This window comes from Pseudomonas sp. PA-5-4B (genome assembly GCF_021606215.1).
In the GTDB taxonomy this organism is placed as follows: Bacteria; Pseudomonadota; Gammaproteobacteria; order Pseudomonadales; family Pseudomonadaceae; genus Aquipseudomonas; species Aquipseudomonas edaphica.
The window spans coordinates 13,280-32,493 of record NZ_WKDB01000037.1 but is presented as its reverse complement, the minus strand read 5'-3'; the positions used below and the strand labels follow the sequence as shown (position 1 = coordinate 32,493).

The following is a 19,214-nucleotide window of genomic DNA, read 5'->3' as shown; positions in this document are numbered from 1 at the left end:
TCGAGCCCCGAACCATCCGTTACACTGTTGCATTATCGTCTTCTGCGTACTGTCTTCCGCCATGAAATCCTTTTGCATTGCCTTTGTGCTTCTTTTGCTCGCCGGCTGCGCCAGCGGCCCGCGGCTGAACACCAGCCACCCTTCTTTGAACCACGACAACCGCGTGCAGTTCGTCATTGTCCATTACACCTCCGCCAGCCTTGAACGCTCCCTGGCGCTGCTCACGCACGGCCAGGTCAGCAGCCATTACCTCATTGGCGATGATGCTTCAGGCACCATCTACAAGCTGGTAGACGAGAGCCAGCGCGCCTGGCACGCCGGTGAAAGCGAATGGGCGGGCCGCACCTGGCTCAACTCCAGCTCCATTGGTATCGAGATCGTGAACCCAGGTTATACAGACGCGCCGACCGGCCGCCTGTGGTACCCGTACTCCGAGGCCCAGGTGCAGTCGTTGGTGGTGTTGCTCAAGGACATCAGCAAGCGCAACGGCATCGACCCCAAAAACATTATCGGCCATAGCGACATTGCGCCATTGCGCAAGCTCGACCCAGGCCCGTTGTTTCCGTGGAAGCGCCTGGCGGCTGAAGGTTTGGGCGTGTGGCCGGATGCACAGGCGGTGGCTCGATTCCAGCAACAGTATGCCGTTAGCCTGCCGAGTATTACGTGGTTCCAGGAAGAACTGGCGCGCCTGGGCTACCAGACGCCGCAGACGGGTGAACTGGATGTGGCCACGCGACATGTGATCGCGGCGTTCCAGATGCACTTCCGGCCATCACGGTTCGACGGCACGCCGGATGCGGAAAGTGCAGCTATCCTGAGCGCATTGAACCGCCGCTAAAGGTGTAACCCCATTCAAATGTGGGAGCGGGCTTGCCCGCGATGACGGAGTGTCAGTCAATAAACTTTTGGCTGAGCCACCGCAATCGCGGGCAAGCCCGCTCCCACATTTTTTTGTATCCAGGCTACAACGGCAGTGCCATATAGAACTGCGTACCCTGCCCCGGCCGCGAATACACGCCCATGCGACCGCCGTGCAACTGTACGATCTCCTTGCACAACGCCAGCCCCAGGCCAGCGCCGCCTTTCTTGCGGCCTACTTGTACGAAAGGTTCAAAGATGCGCCCCTGTTGGCCATAGGCAATACCCTCGCCGTTATCTTCAACGCTGATAATCACCCGTTCGCCGTGGCGGCGTGCCTGCAAGCGAATCTGGCCACCATTGGCCGTATGTCGCAAAGCATTGCCTAGAAGGTTATCGAGTACACGCTCGAGTTGAACCTGGTCGGCGTACAGCCTGGGCAATTCCGATTGAGCTTCCACCAGCAGTTCGATGTGTTGTGCGTTCGCGGGCTCCGTGAACCGGGCTCGTGCGTGCTCGAGCAAATCAGTGACATCGCATGGCCCGAGCGTGAGTTTTTGCAGGCCGTTCTGGTAGCGCGAGAAGTTGAGCAGGTCGTTGATCAACTGCATCAGGCGCTGCATTTCTTCATTGACCGTATCCAGCAGGTCGGCCTCACGGGACTCGGCGGGAAACTTCGCCCGTTCGCGAAACAGCCCGAAGGCCATGTGCATGCCCGTCACCGGCGTGCGTAATTCGTGGGAGGCGCGCAATACGAACTCGCTGCGCACACGTTCGAACGCGCGTTGTTCGGTGACGTCATGCAGCACCATCACCGCACCTAGAATATGCCCTTGGGTATGGCTGACCGGCGTCAGGCTGTAGGTCAGCAGGCGCAGTTCGCCTTCGACTTCCACTTCCAGATCGTCCGGCGCGCGCTCCAGGTTGCCGCCGCGCAGCACCAGTTGCAGCTGCTCATCCATTTCAGGGCGACCCAAGGCTTCACCCAAGCCTTGGCCGAGGCGCTCTTCGTCCCAGCCCAACTGGCGCTGTGCCACGGGGTTAAGGTGTTCCAGACGGCCTTGGCGGTCAATCATCAGCAAGCCGTCGTCGATGCTGTCGAGCACTGCTTGCAGGCGTTGCTGGCCGGCCAGCAATTCATCGATATTGGTCGCCTGATGCTGACGCAGTGCTTCGGCCATGATGCCGAAACGACGGGTCAGCTGATTCATTTCTGCCGCCGATGAGATCGGCAGCGTCACTTCGAAATCGCCTTGCCCGATCTTGTCGGCGGCCTTGGCCAAGGCTTCAATTGGCCCACCAAAGCGCCGTGCGATGCCATGGGCGGTGACGAAGCCGATGATCAACACCGCCAGGCCGACCAGCCCCAGCAAGCCGGCGATTAACAAGGCGCGATTGCGCGACTTGTGCTCGCTGTCGTTGATATTTTCCAGGGCGCCTTTGTGTTCAGCGATCAGTCCGTTACGCAGTGCATTGAAGGTTTCGGTGAGTTTTTCGTTTTTATTGTTGGCCAGTGAGCTTTGCTGAGCTTCGTCAAACGCCTTGAGGAAATTCAGGTAGTCGATGCGTGCCTGGCTGAAACCACTGGTTCTGCCGTCCTGCTGCTCATGGGCGATGCCCTGGTCCAGCAGGGCAAAATAGTTCTGCTTGGACGTCTGCAGGGCAGCGGGGTCGGGCTGCTCCTCCAGCATCAGGATCAACTGGTCGCCCAAGGTCTGGCGCAGCTTGAGGCCCAGGTCCAGGGTGATAAAGTTGCTGCGGATCAGCGACTCCTGGCTCTTGGCCATTTGCATGACGCTGACCAGTCCCAGGACCAGTCCCAACAGGGCGACGGTTATCAGCGCTGAGATACTCAGAAACAACCGAGTGCGCAGTTTCATCGCAAGCTTCATAAGGTGCAGCTCACAGGTTGTACTGTTTACGTTTGCGGTACAGGGTCGACGCGTCGATGCCCAGCGTGCGGGCCGCTTGATCCAAGGTGTCGCTGGTAGCGAGAACGGCGCCGATATGGGCTTTCTCCAGTTCGTCCAGGCTCAGTGCTGCGCCAATACGCGGGGCATTGTTGGTCGGCTGTTCGGCCATCCCGAGGTGGCTGATTTCAACCTTTTCCTGCGGGCAAATGATGCTGGCCCGCTCCACCACGTTACGCAGTTCGCGGATATTGCCCGGCCAGCGGTAGTTAAGCAGCGCTTCACGGGCGGCATCGCTGAAACCGCGTGCAGGTCGGGCATACTCCTTGACGAAGCGCGCCAGGAAACGGTCGGCCAGAGTCAGGATGTCTTCACTGCGCTCGCGCAGGGGCGGCAGGTGCAGGGTGATGACGTTGAGGCGGTAGAGCAAGTCTTCCCGGAAACGGCCGTCGCGCACCATGTCTTCCAGGTTCAGGTTGGTGGCCGCGAGGATGCGCACATCAGCACGTCGAGTGACCGGGTCGCCTACGCGCTCATATTCCTTGTCTTGAATGAATCGCAGCAGTTTTGGCTGCAACGTCAGGGGAAAGTCGCCGATCTCGTCGAGAAACAGCGTGCCGCCGTCGGCTTGGTTAACGCGGCCCAGCGTGCTCTCACTGGCGCCGGTAAACGCGCCACGGCTATGGCCGAACAACTCGCTTTCCATTAGCTCGGCTGTCAGTGACGGACAGTTAATGGTCACGCAGGATTTTTTCGAGCGTTTGCTCCACCCGTGAATGGCCCGGGCCAGCTCGCCTTTACCGGTGCCGGACTCACCGAGGATCAAAATATTGGCATCGGTGCCAGCCACCTGACGCGCAGTTTCCAGTACCACCATCATCGCCGGGCTGTGGGAATCGAGGCCGTCCTTGGGTTGGCGCACTGCGCCTTCCAGTGCTTCCAGGCGTGCGGAGAGCTGGCGCACTTCCAACTGCTTGGCGGTGGCCAGGCGCAGTTGATCGGGGCTGCACGGCTTGACCAGGTAGTCGGCGGCGCCGGCCTGGATCGCGTCAACGGCGGTGTCTACAGCTGAATGCGCGGTCACAATCACCACGCGCATCCATGGCGCCTGGATGCGCATCTGGGCCAACACATCCAGGCCATTGTCTTCACCCAGGCGCAGGTCCAGGAAGCACAGATCGAATACCTGACGCTGCATCAAGGCATCGGCTTGGGCGGCGCTGTTGGCAGTGGCTACGCTGTAGCCTTCATCTTCCAGGCAGTAACGGAAGGTGCGGAGGATCGCGGATTCGTCATCCACTAAAAGAATGCGGCCTTGAAGTTCCTTGGCTGATTCCATCTGTCCCGCGCTCCTTAACTATAAATGATGGTGTTTAGTCCCGGATTAATCGGGCAAGTTGCATGGTTTATTCTGATTCATAAAAGGCATCTTCGCGCAGGTATCTTCACGTTCCCCTACAAAGGCGCCGATTGATGGCGTTTTCTTGCCTTCTTGCCAATTCGGCAACGCCCGCGGTTGTTTCGATCCATTGACCCGACCACTGACCATCGTGCATTTCGCACGGCCTGCAAAGGGTCATCGTGCAGGATGCTGTTCGATACTGTATTGGTGTATCTATAACTAATTGATTTTATTGAGTTTTATTTTGTAAAAAAACTGGCATGCACTCTGCAATAGCTCTCCCAACGAATAATCAAAATGCGGGAGAAATGCAGCATGACTCGCCAAAGCCTCAGCCAACTACGTGTATCGCCACTGCGCTTGCAGCAAGGTCTGTTCGCCAGCCTGGCTTTGATGGTCACGTTGATTGCCGGCCAGCAGATGCAGCATTGGCAGCAAAGTCAGCAGCAAACCGCGCAATTCGAACGTCCGTCGATGACCCAAACCCATTTCCGTTCCGTTGGCAGCGCCAGCGCTACTACTGAAGTAACCGCCCCGCAATTGAGAGTGGCAGGCCAGGATTCAACCCTGGGTGAATTGCCAACCCAAGAGCGCTGGGTGTTCTAAGCAAGAAAAGGTCGCTTGTGTTGAGCGGCCGCACGGCACTACCGCTGTTACCCCTATAAAAGCGTAAGGAGAATCACCATGTTGAGTTGGGCAATCACATTTCTGATCATCGCCATTGTGGCTGCAGTCCTGGGCTTCGGTGGTATCGCGGGCACCGCCACGGGTATCGCAAAAATTCTGTTTGTGGTCTTCCTGGTGATGTTCATCGCTTCGTTCTTCTTTGGTCGTCGCGGCCGAGGCTGAATATGACCATTTTGTCCTTTAAAACCATGGCTGCCGCCCTGCTCTTGGGCGGCAGCGGGCTGGTGATGGCCGCCAATGACGGCCAATCCCGAGCCAACGAATTGCTTAGTGCGGATAAGCAGTACCGCGAAACCTGGCAAAGCGTGGTGAAGAAAGAACAGCGCTTGCCGGAATGGGTGATGAACCTGTCCGGTACGGCCGAGCAAATGAATGCCGTTGAAGAAGATGGCGACAAGTATTTGGTGGGGCCGCTCTGTGAGACTGCAGATACGTGCCTGAACAAGCGCCTGATCGTTGCCTTTAGCCTCGACAAGGAAGATGCCTACGCCATGTTGGTGGAAGTCCCGGCCGGTTTGCCGGCGGACAAATCCCCGACACGGCACGCCGATTACCGTTTTATCGGTAAGCCGAACGAAGGCATGCAAAAGCTGCTGATGGAGCAGCTTAAGAAAGATCCGAATTGGTACTAGGTTCCGTCTGATGCGTCTGTCGTCTGCGGAGCCGGCGTCCATAGAAAGAAGCCCCTCGCTTCTTTCTGTCTGCATCGCCCGCCAAGGGTGATGCATGACCAGGGGGCCGGGTTGCTCTGATCAATCGAGATCGGCGTGACCTACGGGTACAGGGAGTGCCTGCGCAAGGGCCGGGTCAGGTGAAAAGCTGCGACGCAAGTTCACAAGCCCTCACGCTTGCTGAACTTGCGACGGGCTTGTCACTCTCATGCTCCGCTTCTTATACGGCTCATAGCCGACAATTTCTCTTTTGCGCGCGCCTAACCATTACTTGGTGTTTCGTGGCGACCATCTATCGAGAAAATTTTGGCTGCGCCATAGGATATTTCTGGCGCCAGGTCAGTGAATTCCCAGGCATTTTCGCCAACCTGTATAAGTCGTCCAACATCTCTGAGCGAGCCGGTATTGGCCGGTTAACGGCATATTCACGGGCTTTAATGGCGGATTTGAACTGACCGTTCGGACAGCTAATTTCAAAAAAAGTCATGCCGATTCGGCATAGGGTAGGCGTTTACGGCATTAGACGTCGAACCCTTGCATGGGAATAGTTGCGCCTTTTTTCGCCTGCCAGTAAGCCATTTCGGCCATGCTGCGGTGACCTTCCATGGAGGCAAATGCGCACACTTTTTCGCTTCCGAGCGTTGCGAGTGGCGCATTTGCCTTAAGTCCACTTGAAGTAAGGGTAATGACATGAAGAAGGCAAAGCTAAGCCTCGCCTGGCAGATCCTCATCGGTTTGGTACTGGGGATCGCAATCGGTGCAGTGCTCAACCATTTCAGTGCTGAAAAAGCCTGGTGGATCAGCAATGTGTTGCAGCCAGCGGGCGATATCTTTATCCGCCTGATCAAGATGATCGTGATCCCGATTGTGATTTCCTCGCTGATTGTTGGCATCGCCGGCGTAGGGGATGCGAAGAAGCTGGGGCGGATCGGCGTCAAAACCATTCTTTACTTCGAAGTGGTCACCACCATCGCCATTGTGGTCGGCCTGTTGCTTGCCAACCTGTTCCACCCGGGCGCTGGCATCGACATGAGTACCCTGGGTACCGTCGATATTTCCAAATACACCGCCACCGCCGCCGAAGTGCAGCATGAACATGCGTTCATCGAAACCATCCTCAACCTGATCCCATCGAATATTTTCGCTGCCGTTGCCCGTGGCGACATGCTGCCGATCATCTTCTTCTCGGTGCTGTTCGGCCTGGGCTTGTCGAGCCTCAAGCCTGAGCTGCGCGAACCGCTGGTGACCATGTTCCAGGGCGTGTCCGAGAGCATGTTCAAAGTGACCCACATGATCATGAAGTACGCCCCAATCGGTGTATTTGCCTTGATCGCGGTAACCGTCGCCAACTTCGGTTTCGCCTCCTTGCTGCCGCTGGCCAAGCTGGTGATCCTGGTTTACGTCGCCATCCTCTTCTTCGCCTTTGCGGTACTGGGCCTGATCGCCCGCCTGTTCGGCTTCTCGATTCTCAAGCTGATGCGCATCTTCAAGGATGAGTTGGTACTGGCCTACTCCACCGCCAGCTCCGAAACCGTGTTGCCGCGTGTGATCGAGAAGATGGAAGCCTACGGTGCGCCGAAGGCCATCTGCAGCTTCGTAGTGCCAACTGGCTACTCGTTCAACCTTGACGGTTCGACCCTGTACCAGAGTATCGCGGCCATCTTTATCGCCCAGCTGTATGGCATCGACCTGTCGATTGGCCAGCAACTGATGCTGGTACTGACCCTGATGGTCACCTCCAAAGGTATCGCCGGCGTGCCGGGCGTGTCCTTCGTGGTGTTGCTGGCGACTCTGGGCAGCGTGGGCATTCCGCTGGAAGGCCTGGCCTTCATCGCCGGCGTCGACCGAGTGATGGACATGGCGCGTACCGCACTTAATGTGATCGGCAACGCCTTGGCTGTTCTGGTCATCTCCCGCTGGGAAGGCATGTACGACGATGCCAAGGGCGAGCGCTACTGGAACTCGCTGCCGCACTGGCGCAGCAAAGAAGCCGCACCGACCGCACAAGCTACCCGCGGCTGATAGCACCGCTGCTTTGAAACAAACCCCGGAAAATTCCGGGGTTTGTCGTTTCTGCCAGCCCCGCTATCATTCGCCCCATCTTTCGGGGGATTCAACTGATGCTCAATGGCCTGTGGCTTGGCTTCTTTGTCGTGGCAATGGTGTCAGCACTGGCGCAATGGCTGGTTGGCGGTAATGCCGGGATTTTTGCGGCGATGGTCGAAAGCATTTTCGCCATGGCCAAACTGTCGGTGGACGTGATGGTGCTGCTGTTCGGCACCCTGACCTTATGGCTGGGCTTTTTGCGCATCGCTGAAAAAGCGGGCATCGTCGATTGGCTGGCCAAGGCGCTCGGCCCGCTGTTTCGCCGTTTGATGCCGGAAGTGCCCGCTGGCCACCCGGCCATCGGCTTGATCACCCTCAACTTCGCCGCCAATGGCCTGGGCCTGGACAACGCCGCCACGCCGATTGGCCTGAAAGCCATGAAGGCGTTGCAGGAACTCAACCCCATCCCCAACACCGCGAGCAACGCGCAGATTCTGTTCCTGGTGCTTAACGCGTCCTCGCTGACGCTGTTGCCGGTGACGATCTTCATGTACCGCGCCCAGCAAGGCGCCGCCGACCCGACGCTGGTGTTCCTGCCGATCCTGCTGGCCACCAGCGCCTCAACGCTGGTGGGCCTGTTGTCGGTGGCTGTCATGCAGCGCCTGCGCTTGTGGGACCCGGTGGTGCTGGCCTATCTGATTCCCGGCGCGCTGATGCTGGGCGGCTTTATGGCGTTGCTGGCGACACTGTCCGCCACGGCGCTGGCGGGCCTGTCGTCGATCCTCGGCAACCTGACGCTGTTTGGCTTGATCATGCTGTTTCTGGTGATCGGTGCGTTGCGCAAGGTGAAGGTGTATGAGGCATTTGTCGAAGGTGCCAAAGAGGGCTTCGATGTTGCCAAGAACCTGCTGCCGTATCTGGTGGCGATGCTTTGTGCAGTGGGCGTATTGCGCGCCTCCGGGGCGTTGGACTTTGGCCTGGAGGGGATTCGCCATGTGGTGGCCTGGACGGGCATGGACACGCGCTTTGTCGATGCATTGCCGACGGCGATGGTCAAGCCGTTCTCCGGCAGCGCAGCGCGGGCGCTGTTGATCGAGACCATGCAGGCCAAGGGCGTGGACAGCTTCCCGGCGTTGGTCGCGGCGACGATTCAGGGCAGTACCGAGACCACCTTTTATGTGTTGGCGGTGTACTTTGGTTCGGTGGGCATCCAGCGCGCGCGGCATGCGGTTGGATGTGCGTTGCTGGCGGAGTTTGCCGGCGTGGTGGCGGCAATTTCGGTGTGCTACTGGTTTTTTGGTTAAGGCTTAGTTACCTGTGGCGAGGGAGCTTGCTCCCGCTGGGCCGCGAAGCGGCCCCAAACGGGTTTGGCAGGTGTGTCAGTTAAAACTCATGGGCGGGTTTTGGGGCTGCTGGGCAGCCCAGCGGGAGCAAGCTCCCTCGCCACAAGTGCAGCATTGCCCTGCTGCACCACCCAATCCACCACCTGCTTATTCAACTGATCCCCCGCCTGCCCAAACGCCGCCACTACCGCGGGCACTTTTGTATCGCCGACCGGCTGCTTCACCTCAAACCGCCGACTGGCAATAATCCGCTGATCACTGCCACGCACCAGCCGCGCATCCAGGCGGATCACCACCTCCACCGCACTGCCATGGTACTCACTCTGAAACGCCTGCAGCTGCCCGCCCAGCTCGTAATCGGCCTGCAGGTTGGTCTCGTCGGTACTCAGCAGCGTCACCCGCCCATCGCGCTGGAAACCGTCCATAAACCGATTGCGCAGCAACACCGGCGTCGGGTCGCTCCAGCGTGAGTTCGCGTAGCTGCTGATCAGGTCGCCGTTTGGCACTACGGCGATGCGCGGGCTGTCGAGAAACTCGCTGCTCTGCGGCTTGGACACCCGCAGCGACCAGCTCACCGGCGCGCCTTGGGTGCTGGTTGGCGCCGACGCCAGGCGGTAAACGTCAGACGGATCCGGCTTGGGCAGGATCGAGCAGGCGCTGATCAGCACCAAGGCCAGCGGGGCGATTATTTGGTAAGCACGCTTCATGGCGTGAACTCCTTGTTCTTGTCGCTGCCCAGCAGGTAACCGCTGGGGTTGGCTTCGAGGCGGCGGGAGATGGCGCGCAGCGAACCGAGGGTTTCGCGCAGTTCGCGCACGGCCGGTGCCAGTTCGTTGAGGCCCTGCATGCCGCTGTTCACCGAGTCTTTGTTGTTGGTCAGCAAGGTGTTGATGGTCGTGGTGCTTTGTTCCAGCGACTTCATGGCCTGCTCGGCACTGCCGAAGGCTTGCTTGCCTTGGTCATTGAGCAAGCCGTTGGCATTGCGCATCAGCGTAGTGGTCTGTTCCAGCGCGGCGCTCGCCTGCTTGCTCACCTGCATCAACTGTTGCATCACCACCTTGATATCACCGCGTTGGTCGGCAATGGCGCCGGTGGTTTGTTGCAGGTTATCCAGGGTGTTGCTCAGGCGTTCGACGTTCTCCCGCGAGAACATGTGGTTGGCGTTGTGCAGCAGCAGGTTGATGCTGGTCATCAGGTCGTTGCTGTTATTGAGCAGGCGCGCAATGGGGGACGGCGAGGCGATAATTTCCGGCAGGTTGCCGTCCTTGCCCTTGAGTTCCGGGCTTTGCGGCGTACCACCGCTGAGCTGGATGATCGAGGTGCCAGTGATGCCGGTCAGTGCCAGCTTGGCCTGGGTGTCTTCCTTGATCGGTGTCTGCCCGGCCAAACGGATGCGCGCCAGTACCCGGCGCGGGTCTTTCGGGTCCAGGCGCAGGCTGGTGACATCGCCCACCTTGATCCCGCTGTATTGCACCGAACTGCCCTGGGACAGGCCGCTGACGGCCTCGTTGAACACCACCTCGTATTCCTGGAAGGCGCTATCGACGCTGGACTTGGCCAGCCACAGGCCGAACAGCATGGCGCCGACCACCACGATCACGCTGAACAGACCGATCATCACATGATGGGCTCGGGTTTCCATGTCATACCTCGTTAAGCGATTGAGCGGCATCCAATGCCGCGCGGCCACGGGGGCCGTGGAAATATTCGTGAATCCAGGCGTCGTCCGTTTCCGAGACGACATCGATGGCATCGGCCACCAGCACTTTCTTCTGCGCCAGCACCGCCACACGGTCGGTGATGGTGTAGAGCGTGTCGAGGTCGTGGGTGACCAGGAACACGCTCAAGCCCAGCGCATCGCGCAGGGTGAGGATCAGTTGGTCGAATTGCGCCGCGCCAATCGGGTCGAGGCCGGCGGTGGGTTCGTCCAGGAACAGAATGTCCGGGTCCAGGGCCAGGGCGCGTGCCAGGGCCGCGCGCTTGATCATGCCGCCGGACAGTGACGCCGGGTATTTATCCGCCGCCGACAAAGGCAGCCCCGCCAGGGCTAGCTTGACTGCCGCCAAGTGTTCGGCGTCGCGACGGCTGAGGCCGGCGTGTTCGATCAACGGCAGGGCGACGTTTTCGGTGACCGTCAGCGAGGAAAACAGCGCACCCTTCTGGAACAGCACGCCAAAGCGCCGTTCCACCAGCGAGCGTTCATGTTCCGACAAATTGGGCAGGTTCTTGCCGAATACCCGCACCTCACCTTCGCTGGGCCGCCGCAGGCCGACGATGCTGCGAAGCAGTACCGACTTGCCGCTGCCGGAGCCGCCGACCACCGCGAGGATCTCGCCTTTGTACAAATCCAGATCGAGGTTCTCGTGCACGCTCTGGCTGCCAAAGCGATTGCACAGGCCGCGCACTTCGATCACCGCCTCAGTGGGCGCACGGTGTAGACGACTCACCAGCCCATCTCCATAAAGAACATCGCGGCGACCGCATCCAGCACAATCACCACGAAAATAGACTGCACCACGCTGGAGGTGGTGTGCGCGCCGACCGATTCGGCGCTGCCGCTGACCTTGAAGCCTTCGAGGCAGCCAATCGCCGCGATCAGGAAGGCGAAAATCGGCGCTTTCACCATCCCCACCAAAAAGTGCTGCACGCCAATGTCCGATTGCAGCAGCGAGAGAAACATCGCCGGTGAAATATCCAGGGCGACGGCACACACCACGCCGCCGCCGACAATCCCCGAGAGCATCGCCAAAAATGTCAGCATCGGCAGCGACACAAGCAGCGCCATTACCCGTGGCAGCACCAACAGTTCCATCGGGTCCAGGCCCAGGGTGCGGATCGCGTCGATTTCTTCGTTAGCCTTCATCGAGCCGATTTGCGCGGTAAAGGCGCTGGCCGTTCGGCCTGCGATCAGGATGGCGGTAAGCAATACGCCGAATTCTCGCAGGAAAGAAAACGCCACCAGGTCCACGGTAAAAATCGTCGCACCGAAGCTTTTGAGCACGGTGGCGCCGAGGAACGCCACCACGGCGCCCACCAGAAAGGTCAGCAACGCGACGATGGGCGCAGCGTCGAGGCCGGTTTGTTCGATATGCGCGACCATCGGTGTGATGCGCCAGCGCTTGGGGCGTAAAACGCCACGGGCGAAGGTTTCGAGGATCAGGCCGATAAAGCCCAGCAGTTTCATGCCGTCCTGCCATACCGTGTCGACAGCTCGACCGATACGCGCCAGCACTTGGATACCGGCGGCTTCTTCCGGCTCTTTGTCGGGTACGCAGAAATCGTTCAGGGAGCGGTAGACGGTTTTGAGCAGTGCCCGGTCGGCGGTAGACAAGCTGCAATCGGTCTGCTCGGCGGAATGCTCGATGCGCTCCGGGCCCAGCAACTCGACCAGCAGCGAGGCACCCGCGGTATCCAGGGCGCCGAGGCCATTGAGGTCGATGCGTGCACCGGCGTCGTATTGGCCGTCGAGCTTGTCGCTCAGCTTTTTAAGATTGGCGTAGTGGGCAAGCGTCCAGTCCCCCGTAATCCTGAGCAACGGGGGAACGCTGGAGGTGTCGAGGTGGGCTGCGCCGGCCGTGGTACGAGTGGTCATAAGCTCCGAGCTTGTTTGGCTATCCACAATTGCTACGTAATAGCACGATACGGCCTACTTTGGGTTGTCCGTTTGTGCTGGGTCAGTGACTTTAAAACGCAGCACGCCGATGACTTGCCCATCCTCCGTCAACACCTGCACCTGCCAGCGCCCGACCGCGTCGGCCGGGAAGTTCTGCTTGTGGGTCCAGGCGCGATAGCCTTCCTTGCGTCCGCCATGGATATCCAGGGCGATGCGGTCGACCTCTTGGCCGTTGAATTTCCACACATGGTAAATCCGCTCATCCAGCCCGCGTGGCGCGTTGATCGCGGTGTAAGCGTACAGCCCGCCGCTGCGCAGTTGCGCGGCGGTGACTTCCTTGAGGTCATCGCCCGGTGTGCGGTCTTGCAGCTGGGTGCTGATCGCCACTTCGGTCATCCACAATGTGGCCGGCGGCACCCAGCTGCGCAGGAACCAACCGGCGCAGCCGATGGCGGCCGTCACCCCGAGCAGCATCGCCCAGCCTTTGACGCTGCGCAGCGGCAGGCTCGCGGCCAGGCTCGGGATCGACAGCGCCATGGCCACGCCGAGCGCCAATTTGTAACTCTCGGCGGTAGTCAGGTGCATGATGATGGGCAGTGCGGTGAGCAGTGCCGCGAACAAGGTCAGGGTGTGCAGCGCCAGGAACAGCGAGCGCTTGGGTGCCAGCCACTTGTAGTACAGCGGGTCGGTGATCGACACCAGCGCCGCCGCGCCGAGCAGGCCAGTGAATACGGATTGGCCGCTGTTCCAGGCGGTGGTGACGAAAAAGAACGGCAATACGAAGAACAGGCTTTCCTGGTGGATCATCTGGGTCGCGTAGCGCAGCAGCGGCTCGGGGATTTCGCGCTTGAAGACTTTGGCGAACAGCTGGGTAAAGCTGTTTTCCAGCATCAGCCACAGCCAGCTCACCAGCATGATCACCGCGATCCAGCTGGCCATGCCCTGCTGGCGGTCCACCAGGATGAAGCTGCACACACCGGATATGAAACCGCCGAGTGCGATCACCCCTGGATAGCGCTTGATCAGTTCGATAATGCGCTGGATAAGGGGCGGTAGATTTGGCATTGGCGATTCACAATTGGTGTAGGAAAAATCCCAGACAGAATAACGTCTTAGCCCTGTGTTCGGTGCCTCATTACGTGATCCGTTTGCGATAAAGGCGCACGCCGATCAACACACTGGCGATCAGCACGAGTACACCAGCACCGATCCAGCTCAGGGCGTCATAGCTCAGCAAGGGTTTTTCGATGCGCCAGTAGCCCTTCTGGTTAAACACCTCGCGCATGGCCTGGTTGGTTTGCACCAGGTTGACGGCCTTGATGCGCTTGGCCGGGTCGCTGATATGGCCATCGGCATAGTCGCCGGCAGCGCTCCAGTAATAGTCGGCCAGCGCGCTGTTACCCTGCACCGCCCAGGCTTGGCGCGCGATGGCAGCTTGCTGCAGGCGGGCGAATACCGCTGGGTCGAGGCCGTCCTTGAGCAGTTGTGCCGTGAGGTTCTGCAACACCTGTTCAGCCTCAGGGAGTTTGTCGCGCTCAAGGTCGGCATTCAGGCTGAGGAAGCCGACGCCGCCGAGCACTTCGCGCTCACTCCATGGGCCGTAGGACAAACCGTGCTTGAGGCGCAGCTGACGGTACAGCGCCCAGTCGAGGTAGTCCTTGAGCAAATCGTAGGTTTCATCGTGTTGGTCGTCCAAAACCGGTTCGGGGAACAGCCAGTGCAGTTTGGCGCTGTCACCAACCCAGCCGTGGATAAGGTCGCGATGGCTGGCGGCGGTGTGCTGGATTTCCGGCAGCGGCCGGTGCTCGGTGGGTTCGACCGGATCAAGTTGACCGTAAGTGCGCTCCAGGTACGCCGGAAGCAGTTTGTCGAGGTCGCCGACGATAATCAGGGTCATGTTGTTGGGCGCGTACCAATGTGTGCGCAGGGTTTGCAATTGATCACGGGTCAGTTGGCTGACTTCGGCACGTTCGGCGCATTTGAGCCCCAGTTCGACGGCCAATTGGTTGCTGGCGGTGTGACCCAGGTCCTGGCGGTCGAGCAAGCGTTGCAGGTGCGAGTAATGGCCGCCGTCTTCGCGCTCGACCACTTTTTTGGCGGCATTGATGTTCGCGTCGGTCAGTTCGGTGCGGGTGAGGATCGCCAGTAACAGGTCCAGCACCTTGCGCTGGTTTTGCGCGGGTGCCTCGATCACAAAGGTGGTATCGGCATTGCTGGTGTAGGCGTTCCATTCGCCGCCGAGGGCTTGCATGCGGTCCTCAAGGTCGCCTTCACCACCGCCGTCGATGCCGCTGAACAGCAAGTGTTCGAGCAGGTGCGGCAGTTCTTTTTCGTCGCAGGGAAAGTCATCCAGGCCTACGCCGACCACCAGGCGGATCGCCACGTGCCCACGCTCGGTGCCTGGCTTGAGCAGCAATTGCAGGCCGTTGGGCAAGCTGTAGCCTTCGACTTGCAGGCGGTCGAAGGCAAAGGTGTGTGCCGAGCCCATGAGCAGGCAGGCAAGTAACAGGCGACGCATAACAAGCTTCCTGGCGGGTGAGGTCCATTGTTAACTGACTTCACGGGCCATCGTATGTTCAGGGCGAATGAGTGATGTCGGCAATATCTTCGGCAGAGAGTGCGCCGGTGTCTGAGGTTTCCAACACTACATAAGCACTGCTGCAAAACAACGAGTTCAGGCGTTTCATGTCGGCAATCAGCTCCAGGTGCAGGGAACTGGTCTCCATGCTCTGTACGATTTTACGCTGCAGACGGCTGACGTGGGCGTGGGCCAGGCGGCGCTCCTGGGCGCGGAAACGGCGCTTTTCACGCAGCAGTTGGCGGGCGCTTTCGGGGTCGGCGCTGAGAAACACCGACAGGCCCAAGCGCAGGTTGGCAATCAACTGGCTGTGCAGGCCGGTGAGTTCTTCCAGGCCGACTTCGGAGAACTGTCGGCGCTGTGAGGTTTTCTGCTGCTGGACTTTGCGCAGCATACGTTCGATCAGGTCGCCGGCCAGCTTGAGGTTGATCGACAGCTCGATGATCTCCGCCCAGCGGCGGCTGTCCTGTTCACTGAGGTCTTCGCGGGGCATTTGCGCCAGGTAAAGCTTGATCGCGCTGTAGAGGGCCTCGACGTCATCGCTGAGGCTGCGCATTTCCTGGGTAATGGCGGTTTGCTTGCCACGCAGTACTTCGAGCATGGCGGTGAGCATGTTGTCGATCAGGTCGCCCAGGCGCAAGGTCTCGCGGGCGGCGTTGGCCAGTGCCAGGCTTGGGGTGGCGAGCGAGGCCAGGTCCAGGTGACGTGGCCTGGCTTTGCCGTTGGTCTCCTGTTGTTCCGGCAGCAACCAGGCGCACAGGCGCGCCATTGGCCCGATGGTGGGCAGCAGGATCAGGCAGCGCGTGGTGTTGTAGAGCACATGGAAGGTGATGACCATGCCTTGGGCGCTGTAGTCCAAACCATCCATCCAGCGTACGAGCGGGTCGAGCACCGGAATAATCAGCAACAGGCCGATCAGTTTGTACAACAAGCTGCCCAGCGCGACCTGGCGGCCGGCAGCGTTCTGCATGTTGGTGCTGAGGAAGGCCAGCACACCACTGCCGATGTTGGCGCCGATCACCAGGCCGATGGCCACGTGCAAGCCGATCACACCGGCACCGGCCAGGGTTGCGGTCAGCAGCACGGCGGCCAGGCTGGAGTAGGAAATCATCGCAAACAGGGCGCCGACCAGGGCATCCAGCAAAATGTCGCCGGTCAGCGAGGCGAAGATGACTTTGACGCCTTGGGCATGGGTAATCGGCCCGGCGGCTTCGACGATCAGTTGCAGGGCCAGAATGATCAGGCCCAGGCCGATACCGACGCGGCCCATCTGCCCTGCCCGTGTCTGTTTACGCGAGAGGAAGAAAATCACCCCAAGAAAAATCAGCAGTGGCGACAGCCAGGACAGGTCGAAGGTCAGTACCCGCGCCATCAACGCCGTACCGACGTCGGCACCGAGCATGGTCGCCAGCGCCGGCATAAGGCCCATCAAGCCCTGGCCGACAAACGACGTCACCAGCATCGCCGTGGCGTTGCTGCTCTGCACCATGGCCGTCACCAGGATACCGGCGATAAACGCCAGCCAGCGCTTGGACATGTTCTGCCCGATGACTTGGCGCAAGTTGGAACCGTAGACCCGCAAGATGCCGGTACGGACGATGTGCGTGCCCCAGATAAGCAGGGTCACGGCGGAAAGCAGATTGAGCAAGGTCAGCATGCTCGGCCCCCCGTGTGGGTGTGCTCCAGAAAGAGCAAATGAGAATTGCCGCGTGCCGTTCTACGTCTTGTACTTAAGCTGTAGTTGGCGAATGGGCTCTGCGCCAGCATCGCATAGCTAAAGTGGGGATTGAAACAAAACTGTCATGAAGATCGTTCCCACGCTCTGCGTGGGAATGCATCCCGTGACGCTCTGCGTCGCTTTGAGGGCGGACGCGGAGCGTCCAGAGGCGGCATTCCCACGCGGAGCGTGGGAACGATCAACAACGATCAACAGCAGCGGGTCAGGTTTATTGACCCGGAATGTCCTTGCGCAGTTTCACAGGATCCTGCTGTTTCTTCTTTTTCGCGATAGCGGTACGCATCTTGATGTTTACCGCTTCTACTGCCAGCGAGAACGCCATGGCGAAGTAGACGTAGCCTTTTGGCACATGCACGTCGAAGGATTCGGCGATCAGCACCGTACCCACCACCAGCAGGAACGACAGCGCCAGCATCTTCAGCGACGGGTGCTTGTCGATGAATTCGCTGATGGTGCCCGCAGCCAGCATCATCACCAGTACGGCTACCACGATCGCAGCGACCATGACCGGCACATGGGAAACCATGCCGACCGCAGTGATCACCGAGTCCAGGGAGAACACGATGTCGATGATCGCGATCTGGATGATGGTGTAGATGAACTTGCCACCCTTGCCGCCCGGCTCGTCGTGGGTTTCGTCTTCACCTTCGAGGGCGTGGTACATCTCTTGGGAGCTTTTCCACAGCAGGAACAGGCCACCGAAGAACAGGATCAGGTCGCGACCGGAGATGCCCTGGCCGAAGACCACGAACAGGTCGGCGGTGAGTTGCATGACCCAGGTGATCGACAGCAGCAACAGGATTCGCGTGACCATGGCCAGGGCCAGGCCGAAGATCCGGGTGCGCGCCTGCATATGCTTGGGCATGCGGCTGACCAGGATCGAAATCATGATGATGTTATCGATACCCAGGACGATCTCGAGGGCCGTCAGGGTGAAGAAGGCAATCCAGATTTCCGGATTGGTCAGCCATTCCATGTGTATTCCTTTGAGCAAATGTGAAGCCGCGCAAGCTGCAGCGCCGCGCGGTCAGGTCGTTACGATTATAGAGTGCTGAACAGCGGAAAAATCCCCATCAGCAAAGCGGCGAACATTATGCACAGGCACACCAGCACTGCCCACTTGAGGGTAAAGCGTTGGTGATCGCCAAACTCGATACCGGCCAGGGCCACCAGCAAGTAAGTCGAAGGCACCAGCGGGCTGAGCAAATGCACGGGCTGGCCAACGATGGACGCGCGGGCCATTTCCACGGCGGTGATACCGTAATGGCTGGCTGCTTCGGCGAGTACGGGCAGTACGCCGTAGTAGAACGCGTCGTTGGACATGAAGAAGGTAAACGGCATGCTTACCAGCGCGGTGATCACTGCGAGGTACGGGCCCAGCGCTTCCGGGATAACCGCCAGCAAGCTCTTGGACATGGCATCAACCATGCCGGTACCGGACAGAATGCCGGTGAAGATGCCCGCGGCGAAGATGAGCCCGACGACTGCCAGCACGCTGCCGGCGTGGGCGGCGACGCGGTCTTTCTGCTGTTGCAGGCACGGGTAGTTGACGATCATCGCGATACTGAACGCCACCATGAACAGCACTGGCAGCGGCAACAGGCCGGCAATCAGGGTGCACATCAGCGCGAAGGTCAGTGCGCCGTTGAACCAGATCAGCTTGGGGCGACGGGCGTCCGGGAATTGCGACACGCTGATCTCGCTGTGATCGATCTCGTCGCCCTGCAGGTGCAGTTCACCCAGGCGGGCACGTTCGCGTTTGCCGTACATGTAGGCAATCACCAGGATCGCCACGACGCCGACAGCCATGGCCGGGATCATCGGTACGAAGATGTCCGACGGGTCTACATGCAAAGCACTCGCGGCGCGGGCAGTCGGGCCGCCCCACGGCGTCATGTTCATCACGCCGCCGGCGAGGATGATCAAGCCGGCCATGATCCGCGGGCTCATGCCGATGCGCTGGTACAGCGGCAGCATGGCGGCCACGCAGATCATGTAAGTGGTGGCGCCGTCACCGTCCAGGGACACCACCAGGGCAAGCACGGCGGTACCGACCGAAACTTTCAGCGGGTCGCCCTTGACCATCTTGAGGATCTTGCGCACGGCCGGGTCGAACAGGCCGGAGTCGATCATCAGGGCAAAGTAGAGAATGGCGAACATCAGCATTACGCCGGTCGGCGCAAGCTTGGTGATGCCCGCAAGCATCATCGGGCCGATCTCGGGGGCAAAACCACCAAACAGGGCGAACAGGATTGGCACAATGATCAAGGCAATCAGCGCGGACAGGCGCTTGGTCATGATCAGGTACATGAACGTGATGACCATGGCGAAGCCAAGGAAAGTCAGCATAGGAATACTCCGGGCGTAG

At 59.8% G+C, this 19,214-nt stretch carries 17 protein-coding genes; 6 read left to right on the top strand and 11 right to left on the bottom strand.

Annotated features, from left to right (window positions below):
- The first annotated feature begins 61 nt into the window (after window positions 1–61).
- Entirely contained in the window at window positions 62–838 is a 777-nt protein-coding gene (locus GIW28_RS18740) for an N-acetylmuramoyl-L-alanine amidase (protein ID WP_017139085.1), read from the top strand.
- Between the two features lie 124 nt (window positions 839–962).
- Here the strand turns inward: GIW28_RS18740 and GIW28_RS18735 are convergent, their stop codons facing one another.
- The gene (locus GIW28_RS18735; protein ID WP_017139084.1) at window positions 963–2,750 is read right to left on the bottom strand and encodes an ATP-binding protein; all 1,788 of its coding nucleotides are present in this window, start codon (window positions 2,748–2,750) and stop codon (window positions 963–965) included.
- A gap of 10 nt (window positions 2,751–2,760) precedes the next feature.
- The gene (algB, locus tag GIW28_RS18730; RefSeq protein ID WP_017139083.1) at window positions 2,761–4,107 is read right to left on the bottom strand and encodes a sigma-54-dependent response regulator transcription factor AlgB; all 1,347 of its coding nucleotides are present in this window, start codon (window positions 4,105–4,107) and stop codon (window positions 2,761–2,763) included.
- 378 nt (window positions 4,108–4,485) lie between these two features.
- Between algB and GIW28_RS18725 the strand changes: the two genes are divergently transcribed.
- From GIW28_RS18725 to GIW28_RS18705, 5 genes are all read left to right on the top strand, one after another.
- The gene (locus GIW28_RS18725) at window positions 4,486–4,776 is read left to right on the top strand and encodes a hypothetical protein (protein WP_017139082.1); all 291 of its coding nucleotides are present in this window, start codon (window positions 4,486–4,488) and stop codon (window positions 4,774–4,776) included.
- A 78-nt stretch (window positions 4,777–4,854) separates the two neighbouring features.
- The gene (locus GIW28_RS18720) at window positions 4,855–5,019 is read left to right on the top strand and encodes a DUF1328 domain-containing protein (protein WP_003170804.1); all 165 of its coding nucleotides are present in this window, start codon (window positions 4,855–4,857) and stop codon (window positions 5,017–5,019) included.
- A 2-nt stretch (window positions 5,020–5,021) separates the two neighbouring features.
- On the top strand, window positions 5,022–5,489 hold the full coding sequence (locus GIW28_RS18715) for an inhibitor of vertebrate lysozyme family protein (protein ID WP_017139081.1): 468 nt from the start codon (window positions 5,022–5,024) through the stop codon (window positions 5,487–5,489).
- A 729-nt stretch (window positions 5,490–6,218) separates the two neighbouring features.
- Window positions 6,219–7,550, top strand: coding sequence for a glutamate/aspartate:proton symporter GltP (gltP, locus tag GIW28_RS18710; RefSeq protein ID WP_017139080.1), 1,332 nt, complete (start codon window positions 6,219–6,221; stop codon window positions 7,548–7,550).
- Window positions 7,551–7,648: 98 nt separating this feature from the next.
- Window positions 7,649–8,878 (top strand): nucleoside recognition domain-containing protein, encoded by a 1,230-nt coding sequence (locus GIW28_RS18705; protein WP_017139079.1) that lies wholly within the window; start codon window positions 7,649–7,651, stop codon window positions 8,876–8,878.
- Between the two features lie 86 nt (window positions 8,879–8,964).
- On the opposite strand, the gene GIW28_RS18700 is transcribed toward GIW28_RS18705, so the two are convergent.
- The 9 genes from GIW28_RS18700 to GIW28_RS18660 all read right to left on the bottom strand — a co-directional run bounded on the left by GIW28_RS18700 (window position 8,965) and on the right by GIW28_RS18660 (window position 19,195).
- Window positions 8,965–9,624 carry an ABC-type transport auxiliary lipoprotein family protein gene (locus GIW28_RS18700; RefSeq protein WP_236459038.1) on the bottom strand — a complete coding sequence of 220 codons (660 nt, stop codon included), beginning with the start codon at window positions 9,622–9,624 and terminating at the stop codon, window positions 8,965–8,967.
- Window positions 9,621–10,559, bottom strand: coding sequence for an MlaD family protein (locus GIW28_RS18695; protein ID WP_017139077.1), 939 nt, complete (start codon window positions 10,557–10,559; stop codon window positions 9,621–9,623). Before GIW28_RS18695 ends, GIW28_RS18700 begins: the two co-directional genes overlap by 4 nt.
- 1 nt (window position 10,560) lies before the next feature.
- On the bottom strand, window positions 10,561–11,364 hold the full coding sequence (locus GIW28_RS18690; RefSeq protein WP_017139076.1) for an ABC transporter ATP-binding protein: 804 nt from the start codon (window positions 11,362–11,364) through the stop codon (window positions 10,561–10,563).
- Window positions 11,361–12,509 (bottom strand): ABC transporter permease, encoded by a 1,149-nt coding sequence (locus tag GIW28_RS18685; RefSeq protein WP_017139075.1) that lies wholly within the window; start codon window positions 12,507–12,509, stop codon window positions 11,361–11,363. Before GIW28_RS18685 ends, GIW28_RS18690 begins: the two co-directional genes overlap by 4 nt.
- A 54-nt stretch (window positions 12,510–12,563) precedes the next feature.
- A complete protein-coding gene (locus tag GIW28_RS18680; RefSeq protein ID WP_017139074.1) occupies window positions 12,564–13,595 on the bottom strand; it encodes a DUF5924 family protein in 1,032 nt (343 codons plus the stop codon).
- A gap of 70 nt (window positions 13,596–13,665) precedes the next feature.
- Window positions 13,666–15,048, bottom strand: coding sequence for a M16 family metallopeptidase (locus tag GIW28_RS18675; RefSeq protein ID WP_236447209.1), 1,383 nt, complete (start codon window positions 15,046–15,048; stop codon window positions 13,666–13,668).
- A 58-nt stretch (window positions 15,049–15,106) separates the two neighbouring features.
- Window positions 15,107–16,765, bottom strand: coding sequence for a Na/Pi cotransporter family protein (locus GIW28_RS18670; protein ID WP_017139072.1), 1,659 nt, complete (start codon window positions 16,763–16,765; stop codon window positions 15,107–15,109).
- A gap of 289 nt (window positions 16,766–17,054) precedes the next feature.
- Window positions 17,055–17,822, bottom strand: a complete 768-nt coding sequence (locus GIW28_RS18665) for a TerC family protein (protein ID WP_017139071.1) — start codon at window positions 17,820–17,822, stop codon at window positions 17,055–17,057.
- Between the two features lie 65 nt (window positions 17,823–17,887).
- Window positions 17,888–19,195 (bottom strand): CitMHS family transporter, encoded by a 1,308-nt coding sequence (locus GIW28_RS18660; protein ID WP_017139070.1) that lies wholly within the window; start codon window positions 19,193–19,195, stop codon window positions 17,888–17,890.
- Window positions 19,196–19,214: the final 19 nt, after the last annotated feature.

Coding starts and splice junctions, on each gene's coding strand:
- GIW28_RS18740 (WP_017139085.1), top strand. CDS start 62: ATGAAATCCTTTTGCATTGCCTTTGTGCTTCTTTTGCTCGCCGGCTGC.
- GIW28_RS18735 (WP_017139084.1), bottom strand. CDS start 2,750: ATGAAGCTTGCGATGAAACTGCGCACTCGGTTGTTTCTGAGTATCTCA.
- algB (WP_017139083.1), bottom strand. CDS start 4,107: ATGGAATCAGCCAAGGAACTTCAAGGCCGCATTCTTTTAGTGGATGAC.
- GIW28_RS18725 (WP_017139082.1), top strand. CDS start 4,486: ATGACTCGCCAAAGCCTCAGCCAACTACGTGTATCGCCACTGCGCTTG.
- GIW28_RS18720 (WP_003170804.1), top strand. CDS start 4,855: ATGTTGAGTTGGGCAATCACATTTCTGATCATCGCCATTGTGGCTGCA.
- GIW28_RS18715 (WP_017139081.1), top strand. CDS start 5,022: ATGACCATTTTGTCCTTTAAAACCATGGCTGCCGCCCTGCTCTTGGGC.
- gltP (WP_017139080.1), top strand. CDS start 6,219: ATGAAGAAGGCAAAGCTAAGCCTCGCCTGGCAGATCCTCATCGGTTTG.
- GIW28_RS18705 (WP_017139079.1), top strand. CDS start 7,649: ATGCTCAATGGCCTGTGGCTTGGCTTCTTTGTCGTGGCAATGGTGTCA.
- GIW28_RS18700 (WP_236459038.1), bottom strand. CDS start 9,624: ATGAAGCGTGCTTACCAAATAATCGCCCCGCTGGCCTTGGTGCTGATC.
- GIW28_RS18695 (WP_017139077.1), bottom strand. CDS start 10,559: ATGGAAACCCGAGCCCATCATGTGATGATCGGTCTGTTCAGCGTGATC.
- GIW28_RS18685 (WP_017139075.1), bottom strand. CDS start 12,509: ATGACCACTCGTACCACGGCCGGCGCAGCCCACCTCGACACCTCCAGC.
- GIW28_RS18680 (WP_017139074.1), bottom strand. CDS start 13,595: ATGCCAAATCTACCGCCCCTTATCCAGCGCATTATCGAACTGATCAAG.
- GIW28_RS18675 (WP_236447209.1), bottom strand. CDS start 15,048: ATGCGTCGCCTGTTACTTGCCTGCCTGCTCATGGGCTCGGCACACACC.
- GIW28_RS18670 (WP_017139072.1), bottom strand. CDS start 16,765: ATGCTGACCTTGCTCAATCTGCTTTCCGCCGTGACCCTGCTTATCTGG.
- GIW28_RS18665 (WP_017139071.1), bottom strand. CDS start 17,822: ATGGAATGGCTGACCAATCCGGAAATCTGGATTGCCTTCTTCACCCTG.
- GIW28_RS18660 (WP_017139070.1), bottom strand. CDS start 19,195: ATGCTGACTTTCCTTGGCTTCGCCATGGTCATCACGTTCATGTACCTG.